Source organism: Bombilactobacillus sp. ESL1197, from assembly GCF_058107145.1.
Genome location: NZ_JBYLTY010000001.1, coordinates 820,653 through 838,786 on the forward strand (window position 1 = coordinate 820,653; position 18,134 = coordinate 838,786).

Annotated in this window: 19 protein-coding genes; 16 read left to right on the forward strand and 3 right to left on the reverse strand. The window is 36.0% G+C overall.

Annotation, left to right across the window (positions count from 1 at the left end; all coding sequences use genetic code 11):
* From AC3B6B_RS03705 to AC3B6B_RS03720, 4 genes are all read left to right on the forward strand, one after another.
* Positions 1-738, forward strand: coding sequence for an MBL fold metallo-hydrolase (locus tag AC3B6B_RS03705; RefSeq protein WP_489757324.1), 738 nt, complete (start codon positions 1-3; stop codon positions 736-738).
* A gap of 141 nt (positions 739-879) precedes the next feature.
* A complete protein-coding gene (spxA, locus tag AC3B6B_RS03710; protein ID WP_489757325.1) occupies positions 880-1,281 on the forward strand; it encodes a transcriptional regulator SpxA in 402 nt (133 codons plus the stop codon).
* A 74-nt stretch (positions 1,282-1,355) separates the two neighbouring features.
* Positions 1,356-1,997 carry an adaptor protein MecA gene (locus tag AC3B6B_RS03715; RefSeq protein WP_489757326.1) on the forward strand — a complete coding sequence of 214 codons (642 nt, stop codon included), beginning with the start codon at positions 1,356-1,358 and terminating at the stop codon, positions 1,995-1,997.
* Positions 1,998-2,085: 88 nt separating this feature from the next.
* Positions 2,086-2,994: a competence protein CoiA gene (locus tag AC3B6B_RS03720; protein ID WP_489757327.1), complete on the forward strand. Its 909-nt coding sequence runs from the start codon at positions 2,086-2,088 to the stop codon at positions 2,992-2,994.
* Here the strand turns inward: AC3B6B_RS03720 and AC3B6B_RS03725 are convergent.
* On the reverse strand, positions 2,945-3,571 hold the full coding sequence (locus AC3B6B_RS03725; RefSeq protein WP_489757328.1) for a DsbA family protein: 627 nt from the start codon (positions 3,569-3,571) through the stop codon (positions 2,945-2,947). The genes AC3B6B_RS03720 and AC3B6B_RS03725 overlap by 50 nt on opposite strands.
* A gap of 297 nt (positions 3,572-3,868) precedes the next feature.
* Between AC3B6B_RS03725 and yjbM the strand changes: the two genes are divergently transcribed.
* Genes yjbM through AC3B6B_RS03740 form a run of 3 tightly spaced genes read left to right on the forward strand, consistent with a single transcriptional unit; the run spans position 3,869 to position 6,205 of the window.
* Positions 3,869-4,546: a GTP diphosphokinase gene (gene yjbM / locus AC3B6B_RS03730; protein WP_489757329.1), complete on the forward strand. Its 678-nt coding sequence runs from the start codon at positions 3,869-3,871 to the stop codon at positions 4,544-4,546.
* A complete protein-coding gene (locus AC3B6B_RS03735; RefSeq protein WP_489757330.1) occupies positions 4,524-5,321 on the forward strand; it encodes an NAD kinase in 798 nt (265 codons plus the stop codon). The genes yjbM and AC3B6B_RS03735 overlap by 23 nt, the downstream gene beginning before the upstream one ends.
* The gene (locus AC3B6B_RS03740; RefSeq protein ID WP_489757331.1) at positions 5,321-6,205 is read left to right on the forward strand and encodes an RluA family pseudouridine synthase; all 885 of its coding nucleotides are present in this window, start codon (positions 5,321-5,323) and stop codon (positions 6,203-6,205) included. Before AC3B6B_RS03735 ends, AC3B6B_RS03740 begins: the two co-directional genes overlap by 1 nt.
* A 61-nt stretch (positions 6,206-6,266) precedes the next feature.
* Here AC3B6B_RS03740 and AC3B6B_RS03745 read toward each other — a convergent pair whose 3' ends face one another.
* Complete coding sequence (locus AC3B6B_RS03745) at positions 6,267-7,094, reverse strand: undecaprenyl-diphosphate phosphatase (protein WP_489757332.1); 828 nt, start codon at positions 7,092-7,094, stop codon at positions 6,267-6,269.
* Positions 7,095-7,119: 25 nt separating this feature from the next.
* Positions 7,120-8,139, reverse strand: a complete 1,020-nt coding sequence (locus AC3B6B_RS03750) for a lactonase family protein (protein ID WP_489757333.1) — start codon at positions 8,137-8,139, stop codon at positions 7,120-7,122.
* 93 nt (positions 8,140-8,232) lie between these two features.
* Here AC3B6B_RS03750 and AC3B6B_RS03755 point away from each other — a divergent pair, with 93 nt between their 5' ends.
* The 9 genes from AC3B6B_RS03755 (at position 8,233) to AC3B6B_RS03795 (ending at position 18,134) form a co-directional block, all read left to right on the forward strand.
* Positions 8,233-8,592, forward strand: coding sequence for a PTS glucitol/sorbitol transporter subunit IIA (locus AC3B6B_RS03755; protein ID WP_489757334.1), 360 nt, complete (start codon positions 8,233-8,235; stop codon positions 8,590-8,592).
* Between the two features lie 10 nt (positions 8,593-8,602).
* Positions 8,603-9,766, forward strand: a complete 1,164-nt coding sequence (locus tag AC3B6B_RS03760) for an AI-2E family transporter (RefSeq protein ID WP_489757335.1) — start codon at positions 8,603-8,605, stop codon at positions 9,764-9,766.
* Between the two features lie 369 nt (positions 9,767-10,135).
* On the forward strand, positions 10,136-13,414 hold the full coding sequence (locus tag AC3B6B_RS03765) for an Ig-like domain-containing protein (protein ID WP_489757336.1): 3,279 nt from the start codon (positions 10,136-10,138) through the stop codon (positions 13,412-13,414).
* 303 nt (positions 13,415-13,717) lie between these two features.
* Positions 13,718-14,227 carry a tRNA (uridine(34)/cytosine(34)/5-carboxymethylaminomethyluridine(34)-2'-O)-methyltransferase TrmL gene (gene trmL, locus AC3B6B_RS03770; protein WP_489757337.1) on the forward strand — a complete coding sequence of 170 codons (510 nt, stop codon included), beginning with the start codon at positions 13,718-13,720 and terminating at the stop codon, positions 14,225-14,227.
* An 11-nt stretch (positions 14,228-14,238) separates the two neighbouring features.
* On the forward strand, positions 14,239-14,640 hold the full coding sequence (locus tag AC3B6B_RS03775) for a DUF1149 family protein (RefSeq protein WP_489757338.1): 402 nt from the start codon (positions 14,239-14,241) through the stop codon (positions 14,638-14,640).
* Between the two features lie 416 nt (positions 14,641-15,056).
* On the forward strand, positions 15,057-15,779 hold the full coding sequence (locus AC3B6B_RS03780) for a YveK family protein (protein WP_489757339.1): 723 nt from the start codon (positions 15,057-15,059) through the stop codon (positions 15,777-15,779).
* A 27-nt stretch (positions 15,780-15,806) separates the two neighbouring features.
* Positions 15,807-16,511, forward strand: coding sequence for a CpsD/CapB family tyrosine-protein kinase (locus AC3B6B_RS03785; RefSeq protein ID WP_489757340.1), 705 nt, complete (start codon positions 15,807-15,809; stop codon positions 16,509-16,511).
* A gap of 47 nt (positions 16,512-16,558) precedes the next feature.
* Complete coding sequence (locus AC3B6B_RS03790; RefSeq protein WP_489757341.1) at positions 16,559-17,404, forward strand: LCP family glycopolymer transferase; 846 nt, start codon at positions 16,559-16,561, stop codon at positions 17,402-17,404.
* 31 nt (positions 17,405-17,435) lie between these two features.
* On the forward strand, positions 17,436-18,134 hold the full coding sequence (locus AC3B6B_RS03795) for a sugar transferase (RefSeq protein WP_489757342.1): 699 nt from the start codon (positions 17,436-17,438) through the stop codon (positions 18,132-18,134).

The following is an 18,134-nucleotide window of genomic DNA, read 5'->3' on the forward strand; positions in this document are numbered from 1 at the left end:
ATGAAGATCACAGTTTTAGGGTATTATGGCGGTTATCCATACCGTCAACAAGCAACGACTGGCTACTTATTACAAGACCAGGGCTATAACTTGCTGTTGGATTGCGGTAGTGGTGTTTTAAATTCATTACAAAATATTTTGGATCCGTTGCAGTTAGATGCGGTAGTTTTAACTCATTATCATCATGATCATATTGCTGATATTGGTGTTTTACAATATTATTGGCAATTACATGAAGGAACCAAAAAACAAGCTGTTTTGCCCATCTATGGTCATACTCAAGACCCATTGAATTTTGCTAGTTTAACGTTTGGTAATTTTACACAAGCAAAGGCTTATTCACCGTTGCAATCGTTAAACTTGGGTCCCTTTACGCTTGATTTTAAACAAACTATTCATCCAGTGCCAACTTTTGCAACTCGTATTACTGATTCGCAAAATAAAGTGCTGACTTTTACTGCTGATACGGCCTATTTTGCTGATCTAGCTACTTTTGCTCAAAAATCTAATTTATTGATTACCGATACTAATTTTGGAACAGCTAAGACAGGGCAATTGTGGCACATGACTTCTACTCAATCAGGACAGCTGGCCCATGATGCTCAAGTAGATGCCTTATTAATTTCTCATTTACCACAAAATTATCCGTTAGATAAATTAGTTGCTGAGACGCAACAAGCCGCTGGTGAGATTCCGGTTGCTCGGGCCAATACTGGCTGGCGCAAGGTAATTGATTAGGGCTATTCCGACAAAGATTGCTGATTCGTTGTAGTTAAGCCCTCAGCTAAGCAGAAAGCTAGACATTAAATTTTGACTTACCTATAATTGAATTGTGATTAAAAATAATCGCTAAATTATTTAAAAAAGGAGAAATTCTATATGGTAACCTTATACACATCTCCAAGTTGCACTTCTTGTCGGAAAGCCAAAAAATGGTTTGAGGACAATAATATTCCTTATAAAGAGCGAAATATTTTTGCACAACCACTTTCAAAAGATGAAATTAAAAAAATTCTTCAATTAACTGAAGATGGTACCGAAGAAATCATCTCCAAGCGTTCTAAAGCTTATCAGGCTTTAAATGTTAACTTAAATGATTTAACGGTTGATCAATTAATCAGCTTAATTGAAAAAAATCCAGGCTTATTAAGACGTCCAATTATGATGGATGAGAAAAGTTTGCAAGTGGGCTACAATGAAGACGAAATTCGCCGCTTTTTGCCAAGAGCAATTCGGGTAATGGAATTACGAGAACTACAACGTGCGCAAGCATTTAATTAGTAAATTTTTCAGATTAACCTTTTACTTTCTGGTGATGCCTGTTAGAATAAATTAATAAGTGAGGTGGGTCAGCCATGGAAGTGGAACACGTTAATGAAAACATGATTCGAGTAACATTGGAAAGTCATGACTTAAAGGAACGTGGAGTAACGGTTCTAGATTTATTAGGTAATCGCAAGCAAATTGAGAGTTTCTTTTATAATATTTTAGAAGAAGTAGATACAACTCATACATTTGTTAAAGATCAGACTGTTACCTTTCAGGTTATTCCAAGTCATAAGGGCTTAGAGTTATTAATAACTAAAGTTCCTGATCAAAAACAAGAAGATACTGAAGAAGACCATGATCTTTTGCAAGCATTAGACGTTGTGGCTAATCCCACAGAAACAGATTCTTCCAATGATGATTTAGTTAATCTTGATGCCCCAATAAAAACAATTATTTTTAGTTTTTCTGAGTTCGAAGATTTCGTGGAATTAAGTAAAGCTTTACGAGTTAATTCGGTTGTTAGTAACTTGTACCAACTTCAAGGTCAATATTATTTAGAATTAATTATCTATACTGATCAATTACGTAGCGTTAGTGTTGCTGATATTATTGCCTTGGCTAAAGAATATGGTCAATTGGCTAATGTGTCTGAGCCAATGTTGTCAGAGTATGGTCATTTAGTGATGGAACAATCTGCATTGGAATTAACACGTTATTATTTTGCATAAATAATTCTCTTAAAGATACTAGTTTTAATTTGATTAATTCAAATTAAAACTAGTATCTTTTTTGTAATTAAAATAAGGTGTTAATTATATGTTAGTAGCAAAGAATCAAGCCGGAGAATTAATATATGCGTCCGAATATCAAGCACCACAAGCGGTATTTTGTCCGCAATGTCATCAACCAGTACAATTAGTTGTGCGCCAGCAGCAGCGACCTTATTTTCGACATGTGGTTTCACATGCGGGAAATAATGAAACGCCAATCCATCTGCAAGGTAAACAATGGTTAGCGCAATGGTTGCGTAAACAATTTACCGTTCAATTAGAATATGTTATAGATCCCAAGCAGCGCATTGATGTCTATGCTTATAACCATCAATTTCGGTTAGCAGTGGAATATCAATGTTCGCCCATTAGTTCGCAAGAATTAGCAACACGCCAACAGCAGTATTTACAAAAAGGGTTACATCCGTTGTGGATTTTTGGACCGCAACATTATCGGTTGAAAAATAAATTAACACACAGTCAAGGCTTATTGAGTTTTAATCAGCAGTGGGGATATTACATTTTATATAAATTACCACGAGAAGATTTTTTGCGGTTGTGTTATCATTTTGCTTTGAATCCGAGTAGTAGACAATTATTTTGGCAAATGAAAAAGATTTATACCTGGACGCAGCTGTTACAATTTCAAAGGCCATCTAGTCATTATCAAATTGCTACGATTGATTGGTCACAATGGTATCTGACACACTGTCGTTATCCTGACCAGCAGTTTATTCAATTTCAAAATTGGTGTTATCAACAACAGCAAAACTTGCTTGATTGGATCAAAAAAACACCGTCGCAGACGGTGTTTCCCATTTATAAATACTTAGGTTGTTATTTGCCATTAGTTTATCATTTTAACATTCAAGCTCTTTCTGATTTTCCCCTAATTAATTCAGAAATTACTTTACTAAATGCAAAACAGGATTGGCAGCAATTTGTTGATCATTAAGCTCAGTATCAGAGATTAATGATTTTAAGACTGTCGTCAATTCAATCGGTGAACAATTCTTCAAACAAAAGGCTTGGGCTTCTTGATTTTGAGAATAATCATAAATTACCGTTGTCGGTGTTTCATTGATTCCTAATTCAGAAGCAATTTTTTGATCTTCAATGCATTGGCTCAAGGTTAATTCATTTTTAGTATCTTTAACCATTGTACGCCAATCTAAATTAACGCTTTGAGCAATTTCTTGCATTAACTGAATCGTAAATTTTTGCGATTGAAAGTTGATGGCATGTTGAAGATTAATTAAGAATTGGCGGCCTTTTTTGTTGCCTTGAAAAGTAGCTGCTTTATAATAAAGTGTTGCTTGATAAACATCATCGGTTAACTTATTGCGCAGATTAATGTCGTGTAAGTTATAGTTATTGTTTTTTAAATAATGATCCATTGATAAAAAATTGTTTAAAGCGACAAACTTAAAATGTGCATTGATGTGATGCTTTTTAGCAAAATCAATAATTAATTGTTCCGTTTTTAAACAACGTTGACCAATCGGATTAACAAAAACAAATACTTCCCACATATTGCTAATACCTCCTAAAACCCCATAATTAGAACATATATAAATTAAGATACCAGATCTGAAATATTTTTCAAATAATAAGCCTTCAAAAGTTCAGTGAAGCGCGATTTTGAACTGCTTTAGATGTTTAAAAAGCGAACTTTAACGCAAAAGCTAGAGTTTTAGGATGATAGAACCAGAGGACTTATTCGGTGAGGATTAAAATAATGTTCGGATTGCAGTCTTTTCAAATAAAAAATAAATTTAAACTGGAAATGACAAGCATTATGTTATAGTTAAACGGGCGAGGTGATTAAAATGAATGATCAAAATTGGGATACTTTTTTATTGCCATATGAACAAGCAGTGGACGAATTAAAAATCAAATTACGTAGTATGCGCAAAGAATTTATCAATTTAGGAGAACATTCGCCAATTGAATACGTAACGGGCCGGGTAAAAACTGTAGACAGTATTAAAGAAAAAATGCAACGGCGGTTTATCACACCGGAATTATTGGAACAGGATATGCAGGACATTGCTGGTTTAAGAATTCAATGCCAATTTGTGGAAGATATTTATCAAGTAGTTGATATTTTGCATAATCGTACGGATTTGTCGGTGGTTGAGGAACGTGATTATGTAACTAACAGTAAGCCTAGTGGTTATCGTTCCTATCACGTGGTTTTACGGTATCCAGTCCAATTAGCCACCGGTGTGAAGGAAATTTTAGCAGAAATTCAAATTCGTACATTGGCTATGAACTTTTGGTCAACAATTGAGCATTCTTTAAATTACAAATATCAAGGAGATTTTCCAGAAGATATTAATTCGCGTTTAAAAAGGGCTGCGGAAGCATCTTTCATGTTGGATGAAGAAATGTCTAAAATCCGTGAAGAAATTCAGGATGCCCCTAAATATTTTACTAATCAAAAGTTTAATAATTCGAAGCAATCAAAGGAGAAACAACCACATGAAGGTGTGGATTCAAAATAATTTTAAAGATTTATCGCGAAAATTGGCCCAGCAATTAAATGCTAAGTTATTAGCAGCTGGAGTAGTAATTACTCAAAAAGACCCAAACCTAGTCATTACAATTGGTGGCGATGGTACTTTTTTGAGTACTTTTCATAAATTCGCCCAGCAATTAGATCAAGTGCAATTTGTTGGCATTCATACGGGACACTTAGGTTTTTATACTGATTGGAAAGATTCTGAAGTAGATGAACTAGTGGAACAAATTTTACAAGGACCCCAACAAGTGGTTACTTATCCATTGCTAAAAGTTCAGATACAGTATACGAATGGTTGTCGTCGACAGTTTTTGGCGTTAAACGAATCGCAGTTGAAACGGGTTTCCCAAACAATGCGCGCTGACATTTTAATTGACGGTCAATTATTTGAACGTTTTCGCGGAGATGGCATCACGGTCTCTACTCCTACAGGCTCGACAGCTTATGCAAAGTCTATCGGTGGCGCCATTATTAATCCTAATTTAGAAGTGATGCAGTTTAATGAAGTAGCACCGATTAATAATCGTGTTTATCGGACCGTTAATTCACCTTTAATTTTGCCTAAAGGTCAAGTGATTACCGTGGTACCACAGATGGCAGCTGATTATGTTTTGACCGTAGATAATTTGGCTTATGATAAAAATTTAGTTGAAAAAACTCAATACCAAATTGCAGATGAAAAAATTCAAATTGCATCTTATCGTACCAAGAATTTTTGGCAACGAGTACGGAATGCATTTTTAACGGATGGTAGTTAATGAATTATCGGTGGCTCAAGACCAGTTCTAATGAACAAAATTTACGACAATTTTTACAGCAACAAGGCTTTTCTAAAACGCAACTCAAACAAATTCAATATCATCAAGGACATGTTTACGTTAACCACAAACGACGTTATTGGAGCTTTAAAGTCAAAGTGGGTGATGAAATTATTGTCACTTTACCAACTGAACAAGGCTCCGAGCAAATTCAACCCATTTCAGGGGCACTGGCAGTTTTATATGAAGATGATAACTATTTATTAGTTAATAAACCAGCCGGGATTGCTTCGTTACCTGCAAAAGGGTTAACGACTGTAACAATGGCTAATTTGGTGAAGGCTTATTTACAAAGAACGCACCAAGTCAATGATGTGATTCACTTGGTATCCCGATTAGATCGTGATACTTCAGGCGTTTTGACATTTGCTAAGAATGCTTATGCACATCACTTAATTGATCAACAATTTCGCACACAAAGTATTACCAAAGAGTATATAGCCCTAATAAAAGGACACTTATCTGCTAATCAAGGCAAAATTGATCTACCAATTGGTGTAGATCCTAAAAATCATAATTTACGTTGTGTCGACCAACAGGGAAAATGGGCTTTAACCAAATATCAAGTATTGCACCGTATGTCGGATTTCACGGAGGTTAAAGTGCAACTGATTACGGGGCGAACACATCAAATCCGCGTTCATTTTGCGGCAATTGGGCATCCGCTACTAGGTGATCAAGCTTACGGGGGAGCTAGTCCTTTAATTAAAAGACAGGCACTACATTGCTCAAAGTTAAGTTTCTTTGATGCAATTGGGCAAAAACAGCTTGTTATTCAGGCCCCATTACCTTCAGATTTAACTCGTTTAGTCAGCAAAAGTTAATTTTTATGTATGAAAAAAGGTTGCAGGTTAAAAAACTGCAGCCTTTTTAATATCAACAATATTATTTCAAAAAGCCAAAGTAACCAATAACGATGATTGCTAAGATGATTCGGTACCAGCCAAAGGCTTTAAAATCGTTTCTTTGAATGTAGTTGAGTAAGAATTTAATTGATAGATAAGCTACAATAAATGAAACCAATGTGCCGACTAATAAGACACTAGTTTGCATGACAGTAAAAGTATTACCATGCAAAAAATATTTAACCAGTTTTAAACCACTAGCACCAACCATTGTTGGAATAGCTAAGAAAAATGAAAATTCTGTGGCCACAAAGCGGGAAGTGCCGATTAAAATGGCGCCTAAGATAGTTGCTCCGGAGCGTGAGGTTCCGGGAATTAATGATAAAACTTGAAAGACACCAATGGCTAAAGCAATCGAATAAGGTAACTTATCCAAGTTCGTTAACCGAGGCTGACGTTTTTTGTTCCAATTTTCAATGATAATAAATAAAATCCCATAGATTAATAAAGTGGCAGAAATAACTTGCCAGTTATTAAAATGTTCGTCCATATAATCATTTAATGGTAGGCCAATGATGACAGAAGGCAAACAAGCTAGTAATACTTTCAACCATAAAACCCAAGTTGATTTTTTTTGTCGAGTATCCTTGGTGGGTGAAAAAGGATTTAATTTATGGAAGTAAATTACGACCACGGCCAAGATGGCGCCTAATTGAATCACCACCATAAACATATTAATGAAGGCGGTGGATTCCTTTAATTTAACAAATTCATTAGCTAAATATAAATGCCCCGTGGAGCTAATAGGGAGGAATTCTGTAATTCCCTCAATAATGCCTAAAATAATGGCTTTAAAAATGTTTAACATCAGTTTCCTCGTTTCAGATTAGTGATTAGTAAAATTTGATGCAAGTACCTTCGGGAACTTGACAATCGTGATTGTTAAAAGTTAATTGACCGGAATCTAAATCACGATTAAAAATCGTAACGTCATTGGATTTTTGGTGCGGCACTAAAACAAACTGGCCCGTAGGATCTAAGCAAAAATCACGCGGAAAATCACCCTGTGTTTTGATGGTTTGTAAATGTTCCAGTTTCTTACCATCAGCACTAATCCGAAATGAAACTAGGGAATTGTGGCCCCGATTGGAAGTATAGAGATATTGACCGTCAGCGCTGATGCGAATAGCAGCGGCAGTATTTTCACCTAAATATTCTTGCGGTAGTAAGTGATAGGAATCTAATAAATTAAATTGGCCGTGATCATAGTGTAAAACTAAAACCACAGAACTTAATTCACAAATACAATAAGCTAAATCAGGATGTTGCGGGTTAAAGACCAAATGTCTCGGCGCACTACCAGCAGGAGCAGTAAAGGTACTATTTAATGTAGCGTGTGCTTGATCATCAATTTGGTAAGTAGTAATTTGATCTGTACCATAATCGCAGACAACTAGTTGTTCATCAGGTGTGAGATGAGCCATGTGCGGATGAGCTGCTTCTTGTTCTGGTTTAACACTACTGCCTTCTAATTGAATGGTATCAGTAATGGTGAGAGTTTTGTCGGGATTAATTTTATGGATTGTCACAATTCCAGTATGAAAATTAGCGGAAAAAACTAATTGTTTTTGTTCAGCTACTTCCACATAAGCCGGTGAACTTCCATTTTGTAGGGCACTGCCCAGATAGTTAAAGTTATTATTGAGATCATACGCGGCAATCCCGCCCTGGTCGCCATCTTGAACAATGGAATATAAAATATTATTATTAGAAATTGTAAAGTAGGTTGGTCCTTGTAGTTTGACAGCTAAATGAGCTGCAGACAGGCTAGCTTTTTGTGTATCAAATTCTAATTGATAAATTCCTTGACTGGTTTGTTTTGTGTAACCACCGATTAATAATTTTTCTTGCATGAAGAAAACCTCCTTGAACAACATTTTATAACAACTTCCATTAAAATGCTGGTAGTATTATAGTAATTTATCATAAAAGTGAGTGTAAAAGATATGGAAATCAAAGCAAAAATAACTGAAATTGGTCCACAAGCACTTGATTCGAGTGATGATTTTTTGATATTATTCAATTCCAGTGCAACCTTGGATTTGCGCAAAGTTGCTCTGATTCAAGAGTTTGCCGCGGGACAGCAGCAATTGTTAAATTTACAAGTAGGACAAAAGATAATGATTGATCACCACAGTTTTACAATTCAAGCGGTTGGTCAACAGGTCAACGATCAATTGCGAGCCATTGGTCATACGATCTTGTATTTCCAAAAAGCTCCCAGTAATCCCCAGATTAACGGTGTTTATGTAACAGGTACAATGCCAAAGCTACAAGTTGGCTCTATCATTTGTTATGAACAATAATGAGGTAAGTATGAAAAAAAAAACTTGGTTTACAAAATGGTTTTTAAATAATAAGTTTACAGTGGTTTTACTGAATGTACTCTTATTATTTTTGATCATTGCGGTTTTTGCTAAAATTAGTTATGTTTTTCGCCCATTGTGGCAAATTTTAGGAATTATTTGTCCACCTTTAATTGTGGCCATGATCTTGTATTATTTAATTAAGCCGTTGACCAATTTTTTGCAACGGCGGTTGCATTTGAATCGAATTGTAGCTATTGCAGTCGTTTTTTTAGTGATTTTATGTATCTTAGTCTGGGCAATTTTGACATTGATCCCAATTTTACAGAGTCAGGCAACATCTTTAATCAAAAACTTGCCGGCCTACTGGCATTTAATTCAACATACGATTAATGCAATTAGCCATGAGCCGCATTTACAAAATTTGCATCTGCAAGATAATTTATCTTGGAGTAAATTTTCGGATACTTTTATGAATAGTTTGGGCGGGACTTTTGATACGGCTTGGAATAATTTTACTTCGGCTTTAGGAGTTATTTCCAATGTGATCATGATCTTTTTAACGGCACCGTTTGTCCTCTTCTTTTTACTGAAGGATGATCAAAAAATTAAACCAGCAATTTTAAAATTTATCCCTAATCGCTTAAAAGCAGCGACAGCACAGACTTTAAGCGAAATCAATGCGGCACTTAGTTCTTATATTCGTGGACAATTAACGGTCGCTTTCTGGGTCGCAGTGATGTTTAGTGTTGGCTATTTAATAGTGGGCATGCCTTATGGTATTCTGTTAGGGATTTTTGCGGGAATTTGCAATCTGATTCCTTATGTCGGCTCGGCAATTGGCTTATTGCCCGCGGTGATTCTGGCTTTATTATCCGGACACCGAATGATTTTTAGTGTAATTATTATTTTTGCTATTGAACAAACTATTGAAACGCGCGTGGTTTCACCGCTAGTTGTGGGCAATAAAATGAATATGCATCCAGTAACGACGATCTTTGTATTATTGGTTTCAGGCGGAATGTTTGGTTTATTAGGAGTTATTGGAGGCATTCCAATGTATGCTATTTTAAAAATTCTATTCACTAAAACATTTAATTGGTTTGAAACTAATTCTAATTGGTACCAAGATGAAAATTTATTAGAAACACAACAGCCAAAAGATTCCCATTAATGCAAGAACAAATAATGCAAGAACAAACTTGTGCTTATAACTAAGCACAGCTATGTAAAAAAGGTTCATGAATTTAACTAATTTGGATAAAATTTTCCAAATTAGTTTTTTTATTGAGGCTAATTCGAAAATTTAGCCTTAAAAAAGCTAAATTTTAATTAAAATTTTAAACTAAACTAAAAAAACTGATTGGTTAGTATGAGTTAAATGTTTTTTACAGATTTGTTAGGAATTTATTATTTATAATAAGAAATTGATAAAATATTAGCTGAAAGTTATACTTAGCATGATGTTTTTGTAGATGAATCATTGGGAGGTTTCTTTATCACAAAATGCGCTGATCGACGTCATATCAAGTTTTTGATTTTAATGATAGTTATGGTTGAAAGTGTCTTTTACACAACCACGTTACGAGCGGAGACGCTTAAATGTATTGCATTAGAGCAGTTAATTCAAAATCAGGGTTTACCAGTTGGCTTAAGTCGTAGTAATCAAGTCACAGGTGATTGGAGTCAGAATTTACTGCGTAGTGATTACAGTGATTTATTGCAAATGCAAACGAACTTCACAACTGACTTAACTAATAAATTAAGTTATAAAACACAACATCAAACACCAATTACAGATGCCACGACTGTGAGTGTTAGTACTTGGGCAGAATTTTGTGAACAGGTTCAAAACCCACAAGTAGCTACCATTATTTTAACTAACAATTTAACAGCTACTTCTTCGCCGAGCATTACGACTGATAAAACCATTAATTTTAACAATTATCAAATCAATACTGCCAAGCAAACCATCTCATTAACTCAGGGGACGACCACGGTGCAAGATGCTAATGTGGTTTCTGATCATACTAGTGCTGCTACTTATTATTGTTTTACTGCCACTCAAGGAAACCTGGTGGTCCAAGATACTAATCTGACAACTAATGCTTCACCGGCGGATATGGATAATACTAATACGAACAGTACCATTATTAATGGCGGCTTTTACACAGCTGAAAAAGCCCAAGCGCCAGTTCAACTAACTTTTGATCATGCTAATGTGTCACAACAAGTGAGTGCCGATCTGGTTCAAACTAGTATTGGTAATACTAACGATTATGCGATTGTGATGAATAGTTCTAGTGGTAGTCAATTAACTATCAATGATAGTAAGTTACAAATTCAAGCTAATAATTATATCATGTTCCCGAATATGAATAGTAATTTAAGTGTTGATAAAACAGTTAATATCAAGAACTCGACCATTGCCGCTGTTCAAGCAAGTGATTTATATACTAAAAATTATAATTTATTCTTAAATAGTGCCAATGATAATACCACGCAACGCAATTATTTTGGTCTAAATCTGAATATTAATGATCATTCCAAAATTAATGTTCTTTATAACAATGCAGGAAATTTGGATCAATCTGGAGTCATTCGAATCTATGGAGCTAATTCACTCTTTACATTAGCCAGTGGTTCCAATTTAACGATTAAAAATATTAATGGTTCTGCGATCAGTATCTCAGGCAATAATAGTCAGTTTAAAGTTACTGGTGCTGCCAATGATCAAACGACGACATTGAATGCTACCCGCGGCGAAGGCGGTGGTGGTGATTCGACCAATCCGGCGGTGCGTTTTATTTGGACTGGCGGCATGTTCTTTGATATTCAGGGCAATGCGAAAGTCAATGTTAATCAAAATTATCAAAATGTGAATAGTAAAGGGGACAATCCGCCCGGTATTCGGATGTACGGAATGGGTAATAAAATTTCTGTTTCCCAAGGAGCCGAGTTTAATCTGCATAATAATAATGCGGTAGGAACGCCTAGTGCAGGTGAATCTGGTGGACAAGGTATTTTGTATCGCGATGCTCGAGCTGATGGCACCGTTGATCCGTATAATTCTTTTGTTTTAAAAGATCCTAATTCGCAAGTTTTGGTTGCTGCTCAAAGTGGTGCTGCCATTATGACGAATTCGACACCGTTAAAAATTGATGCAGGGGATACTGCTAATGATAAGATTTCCTTCGTAGCGCGCGGTAATTATCCGAAGGGAGGAATTTTTTCTGCTCCTAGTGGGCAAAAATTAACATTTAATATGCCGTATCCGCGCTACTTTGATTTTCAAAATCAAGCTCCAAGTGGTAGTAATAGTTACTTGTTTGATGGTTCTAAGAACAGTACTTTTCAACATAATGCTTTACCTTTACAAGTTTGGGACAGTAATAGTGACATCAATGGCAATCCTTCGGGAAATTGGCAACACGTTGGTGCTAGTTATCAATCGACATCTGGTTTGTTTGCCAAGTTATTTGAGGTTGTAGTTCCGACTTCTGACAGCGATGCGACAGAAGCCGCTGATTTTAAACAATATTTAGAAACTCCATTGGCTAAAAGTGGTGCTAAGGGATTAAATAAAATTACGCGGATGACAGCTAACGTCACGCCCGCTAAAGTGAGTTGGTTACAAGATGCGAATAATCATTTTATTGATCCAGCCAATACTGATAAATATATTTGGCTCAAAGCGCAAGTTCCCGCCGAGAACGATGCCTTAAGACCGGGCTTAGATAATGAAGTGCAAGCAGAATTACAGGTTACTTTACCTGATGGTACCGTCAAAATTTTGCGGGGAACTTCTGCGCTACAAGACACTTATTATGATCAAACAACAATTAAGGGCGTGATGAAAATTGCTGCGCCTGATTTACAACTGCTGCCGACGGGAACGAAAATTAAGATTTTACGAGTTTGGCGAAATGGTACTTATGACAATGGACATTATAGTTCAAGTGCCATTGTGTCCGAACCACAAAAGGATTTTGATGATAGTGAAAAAACTGTCGTTGATAAAACACCACCACTACCAGCCAAAGTTTTATCCGCCAAGTCGACTTTAACGAACAATCAAGCAGCCACTAATCTGACAAAAATTGTACCCTCCACGACTGAATTGACGGGGACAGCGGCTGCTAATGCAATCGTGTCGTGGCGAATTTTAAACGCTGATGGTAGTCTTAAATATTCGTCGATGCCTTCAGAGAATACGCAAGTTGATAGCGCGGGTCAGTGGCGTTTAGAGCGATTGCACGGTTTGAATTCAGGTGATCAACTGCAAGTTCTGTTAACTGATGCAGCCAATAATACTAATCCGCAGACGACAGTGACTTATCACGATACCATTTTGCCCGGAGCAACGACCTTAGCGGTGAAGGGAGAATTGACGCTGCAAGTGCCTACCAAATTATATTTTGGTCAGCAGCGTGCTAATGATCATCATAATATTCCTATTACTGCATTAGATGGTAATTTAGCAGTAACCGATACGGATCATCAAGCAGCGAATTGGGCAGTTAACGTTAAGCTGGACAATCAAGTTGGGGATGATTTGGGGACGGCTAATTTGCCCCTATACTATGGTGAAGGTCTAGTCAGTTCACAAATTACAACGATGCCATTAGCAATTTTCCAAAATGATCAGCCACCAATTGTCGATAATATTTTAGATATTTCCCATTCATGGACGATTGATCCGCAAACGATGGAGAATGTTCCTCAAGGGCCATATTTAAAAAATGTTAGTGCTGCCACAACGATGCCTACAAAAAATCATACAGGGTGTTTAGCTTGGTCTTTGACCAACAGCGTTAATTAAGGTTACTGCTCTGTTCAAGGCTAATTATTCATTAATAATACTGGACAGTTATGGCCACTTTAAAGTATATTTTTTGAAAACAAGTTGAATTCTATCGGAATTTAGTTAGTTAAGTACTCATTTTGACTTGTCAGTCTATTAAATAAGTTGTATATTATTAAACGTGGACTTAACTTAAACTCTTTTATCAGACCTGGTTTGATAAAAGAGCTTAATCAGAAGTAATTTAACGTATCTTCTTGCTGCATTTGCCGAGGGGATGCGTTTTTTTGTAGAAAACTGATATAAAGGAAGCTTTGATACATGACTAATCATATTGCACTTTTTGAACCGTTAATGCCAGCTAATACTGGTAACATTGCCCGAACTTGTGCGGGGACCGATACGGTCTTGCATTTGATTCGACCATTAGGATTTAGTTTAGATGATAAGCATATGAAGCGTGCCGGTTTGGATTATTGGGATAAGGTTAAATTGGTGATGCATGATGATTTAACCGACTTTTTAGCTAGTATACCTGATCAACGTTATTTGTATTTGATTAGCAAGTTTTCCGATCGAGTTTACAGTGATGTTGATTATTCCAATACGGATGTGGATCATTATTTTTTGTTTGGTAAAGAAACTACTGGTTTGCCGGAAAAATTTATGCGCGATAATCCTGAAAAGTGCCTGCGAATACCAATGACTCAAAACATTCGGGCTTTAAATTTGTCCAATAGTTGTGCTTTGGTAATTTATGAAGCAGTTCGACAACAGCATTTTGCTGGGTTAGAATTAACACATCGTTATGAACATGATAAGTTACATTAGGAGATGTGAGTATGAAAGTTAACACAGGACCCGTTGTTGTGCAATCGTTTCATTATGATTTAGTTGATCCAAAATCTGAGCCGCAAACGGATATTCAAGTTCAAGTTCAAGATTATCCGGTAGCCGATGGTGAAGAATTATCAGGGAAAATGGTGCAAATTTTAACACCGTTTAATGTTCATCCAGCTCAAGCGGAATTTGCCGTTTCTGGATTAATTGGACAAGTTTTTCAATTGCCTGATTTTACAGGTGAGCTATCAGAAATCACACCGGAAATGGTTGCACAATTATCGCAACCGATGATTGAACAAATTCAAACCATTACTTATCAAGTGACGGCTTTGACTTTAGAACATGGTTATCATTTGGACTTTCAGGCGGATTTTGGTTCAGGAGAAATTCAGGATAATTAATTAAGTTAATAATGAGTTGATAAGACTGAGGCATGCTGTGCTTTAAAAGTAGTAAAACTTTTAAAGTTAAGCGTGATAATCGGTCTTTTTTTGTGGTTTTTGAGAGTTATTTTAACAATATTGATTTGAAAAAAGTAAAAAAGATTTTAAATAAAATAATTAACAGAAATAAGCAGTTTTAGTGATTGTTAATATAAATTATAGTATAATTTAGGTATTAATTTAGTGTTAACTCTACAATAGTTAGAGGTAAAAATCGCTCAGCAGTCGACAATACCGGTATCGACACAAAATTATTAACTGTAATTAAATGCTTGAATTTAGCAAGACAGCGACTTTAGACTTTTAGAAATTATTACTTGGATCAATCATTAAAAATTTCTTTTGGTCTCATTCTTAATAAGGGAGGTAGGAATTTGAATCCAACAATTAATCTACTTCGTTTAGACTTAATTATTAAAAAACATTGGCAAATGTTGATTAATTGTGTCATTGTCGGATTGGGCGTGGCGGCTATCTTAACGTTTGTAATTTTAAAACCGCAGTACCAAGCGCAAACACAAGTGGTGGCAACTTTACCTCATCAGTCACAGCAAACAGATAATGATGTCAATAATAATTTGCAATTAGTTAATACGTACAAGGAGTTTGTGACGGGGGATGTGGTACTTGAACAAACGGTAACTCACCTTGATCAATTAGGCGTACATCGCAGTAGTGCGCAGGTGAAAAAAGAAGTTAAGATTAAACAAGCACCTAATTCACTGATGTTTAGCATTGTAGTAACAGATAAAGATCGTTTTGCAGCAACGGAAACAGCTAATTTATTAGCACAGATGTTTCAAAAAAATGTTCAACGATACTTAAATGTAGATAAGATTGCAATTATTTCACAAGCTAAATTACCCCAGAAGCCGACTTTTCCTCCTAAAATGTTATTTCTAGGCTTAGGCAGCTTCCTGGGATTATTGTTAGGGCTCTTTTTAAGTATTCTTTTGGAATTAACCGATCAAACGGTGAAAGACGAACAATTTATCAAACAAGAATTAGCATTACCAATTATGGGGCGGGTTGCGAAAATTTCCAAAAAGCAATTACGATTGTCTGAAAATCAAGAATCTTTACTCAAAAATAGTTAAGTTATTTCACAATAGGAGAGTGAATTGATGTTTAAGAAGTACAGATCACATACTCATGATCGAGAGCAATTAAATGGAGTGAGTTTGATTAGCTTTTTTAAACCGCAATCGCCAATCACGGAACAATTTCGTACGATTCGAACTAATTTACAATTTGTTGCGACTAAAGATCACCCTTTATATTCCATGATGTTAACTTCTCCAAGTTTAGGTGAAGGTAAGTCCACAGTGGCTGCTAATTTAGCAGTGGTCTTTGCGCAAGCAGCACAACGCGTTTTATTAGTGGACGCAGATATGCGCCGTTCAACGGTGCATCGGACTTTTAACGTCAATAATCAAAGTGGACTCAGCAATTTGTTAGTTGATCAAGTTAGCCTAACTGACTGTATTCAAGAAACTAAAATTCCCAACTTATCATTAATTACTAGTGGTTTTCGGCCACCTAATCCAGCAGAATTGCTTAATTCCAATAATTTGCAGCATCTCGTGCAGCAAATGGAAACTAAGTTTGATTTGGTAATTTTTGATGCTCCACCGGTTTTGGCGGTAACAGATGCACAAATCTTGTCGCGGCAAGTTACAGGTTCGTTGTTAGTGGTTCGTCCGGGAATGACTACTAAAAAATCATTGATGCAAGCGCAAGAAACCTTGAATTTAGTCCATTCCACAATCTTTGGCGTAATTTGTAATGACTATGCTATGCAAGCACAATCTGGGTATTACTACGGTTAAAATCTACAATAGCTTCACAATTGTTAAATTGATTGGAAGGTAAAATAATGGGTAAACAAGTCAAACATTGGTTGAAAAGTTTTATTGTCATAGTGATTAGTTTAGTGGTTGTTGGTAGTGTCACTTACGCCGCACAATTATATTATGATGTTTATTCTGCTAGTAAAAATATTTATCATCCTAAAGCTGCGCACAATTTACGACATACGACTCAGTCAACCATCAAACAACAGCGACCAATTTCTATTTTGCTATTGGGAATTAATAATTCGCGCAAGGTGAGTCACAGTTCTCTGCCTTCGCTAACTGTAGCAACTTTGAATCCGCAAACTAAAACCGTGACCTTGACTAGTTTAAGTGAAAAAATTGCTGTTTCTTCGCAAAAGCAAAAAGTTTTGTTAGGACAAGCCTACAATCAAAAAGATATTAACTTGGTCATTAATTTAGTTCAGAATTACCTAAAAATTCCAGTAGATTATTACTTTGCTTTAAATTTACCGGGATTAGGTCGCTTGGTAGATAACGTTGGGGGCATTCAAATGAATTACTTATCCTTAACGGGGCAATCGGCTCCACAAAAAACGCCTTTTGATGGTCAAAAAGTAATCCGTTATGTGGCCGTTGGTGCCACTGTCCGTCAACAACGTCAAGATCAAGTTGTTCAAGCTTTGATTCGGAAAATTTATCAGCCCCAAACTTTAACTAGTTATTCAGACCTGCTCAATAGTTTGGAAGATAATGTCCAAACTAATTTGACATTTGCCGACTTTCAACATTTGACACTGCATTATCGTGGTGTTACGCAACACGTCAAAAAGTATCAATTACTGCCTACTAGTTCTAAGACGGTCAAATTACAGGTGCAACAAGCATTAAAACAACAATTAAAATAGTATAACCTGATGAAAGGGGAATAAGAAAATAGTGGAGGAACGTAAAGTTAAGCCACAATTTAAACTGACGACAAAAACATGGAATACTTCTGACAAAGGATTAAATATTAAATTTTATCTAATTAGTAAACGATTATGCGATATTATATTTGCAATTATTGGTCTACTAGTCCTGGTAATAGCGGCGCTAATTATCAAATTAATTTATGTAATGCATGGTGACTACCAGTCCATTTTTTATCGGCAACAGCGTGTGGGTAAAAATGGCCAATTATTTACGATTTATAAATTAAGAACAATGGTTGTTGGTGCCGATGTATTATTAAAAAATGATCCGCAATTAAATCAATTGTATGTTGCTAATGACTATAAAATTCCGATTGAGCAAGATCCACGCGTGACTAAAGTGGGAATTTTCTTGCGTAAGTGGTCGTTAGATGAACTACCACAATTTTGGAATATTTTAAAAGGTGAAATGAGTTTGATTGGTCCGCGACCGTTAGTTCCATCAGAATTGCGGAATTATCGAACGCCCCAAAGAATTAAACAATTACTGTCGATGCGCCCCGGGATTGTAGGATATTGGCAGGCTTGTGGTCGCAGTAATATTCCTTATCCCAGACGCTGCTCCTTGGAGTTATATTATGTTAAAAATGCCTCTTTTAGCTTTGATTTTTGGATTTTTTGGAAAAGTATTATCAGTGTCATTAAACACGTAGGAGCTTATTAA

What these genes read in the sequence shown, in the direction of transcription:
- spxA (WP_489757325.1), top strand. Translation starts at nt 880, where the DNA reads ATGGTAACCTTATACACATCTCCAAGTTGCACTTCTTGTCGGAAAGCC.
- AC3B6B_RS03790 (WP_489757341.1), top strand. Translation starts at nt 16,559, where the DNA reads ATGGGTAAACAAGTCAAACATTGGTTGAAAAGTTTTATTGTCATAGTG.
- AC3B6B_RS03720 (WP_489757327.1), top strand. Translation starts at nt 2,086, where the DNA reads ATGTTAGTAGCAAAGAATCAAGCCGGAGAATTAATATATGCGTCCGAA.
- AC3B6B_RS03765 (WP_489757336.1), top strand. Translation starts at nt 10,136, where the DNA reads ATGATAGTTATGGTTGAAAGTGTCTTTTACACAACCACGTTACGAGCG.
- AC3B6B_RS03750 (WP_489757333.1), bottom strand. Translation starts at nt 8,139, where the DNA reads ATGCAAGAAAAATTATTAATCGGTGGTTACACAAAACAAACCAGTCAA.
- AC3B6B_RS03745 (WP_489757332.1), bottom strand. Translation starts at nt 7,094, where the DNA reads ATGTTAAACATTTTTAAAGCCATTATTTTAGGCATTATTGAGGGAATT.
- yjbM (WP_489757329.1), top strand. Translation starts at nt 3,869, where the DNA reads ATGAATGATCAAAATTGGGATACTTTTTTATTGCCATATGAACAAGCA.
- AC3B6B_RS03715 (WP_489757326.1), top strand. Translation starts at nt 1,356, where the DNA reads ATGGAAGTGGAACACGTTAATGAAAACATGATTCGAGTAACATTGGAA.
- AC3B6B_RS03705 (WP_489757324.1), top strand. Translation starts at nt 1, where the DNA reads ATGAAGATCACAGTTTTAGGGTATTATGGCGGTTATCCATACCGTCAA.
- AC3B6B_RS03725 (WP_489757328.1), bottom strand. Translation starts at nt 3,571, where the DNA reads ATGTGGGAAGTATTTGTTTTTGTTAATCCGATTGGTCAACGTTGTTTA.
- AC3B6B_RS03735 (WP_489757330.1), top strand. Translation starts at nt 4,524, where the DNA reads ATGAAGGTGTGGATTCAAAATAATTTTAAAGATTTATCGCGAAAATTG.
- AC3B6B_RS03760 (WP_489757335.1), top strand. Translation starts at nt 8,603, where the DNA reads ATGAAAAAAAAAACTTGGTTTACAAAATGGTTTTTAAATAATAAGTTT.
- AC3B6B_RS03755 (WP_489757334.1), top strand. Translation starts at nt 8,233, where the DNA reads ATGGAAATCAAAGCAAAAATAACTGAAATTGGTCCACAAGCACTTGAT.
- AC3B6B_RS03775 (WP_489757338.1), top strand. Translation starts at nt 14,239, where the DNA reads ATGAAAGTTAACACAGGACCCGTTGTTGTGCAATCGTTTCATTATGAT.
- AC3B6B_RS03785 (WP_489757340.1), top strand. Translation starts at nt 15,807, where the DNA reads ATGTTTAAGAAGTACAGATCACATACTCATGATCGAGAGCAATTAAAT.
- trmL (WP_489757337.1), top strand. Translation starts at nt 13,718, where the DNA reads ATGACTAATCATATTGCACTTTTTGAACCGTTAATGCCAGCTAATACT.
- AC3B6B_RS03740 (WP_489757331.1), top strand. Translation starts at nt 5,321, where the DNA reads ATGAATTATCGGTGGCTCAAGACCAGTTCTAATGAACAAAATTTACGA.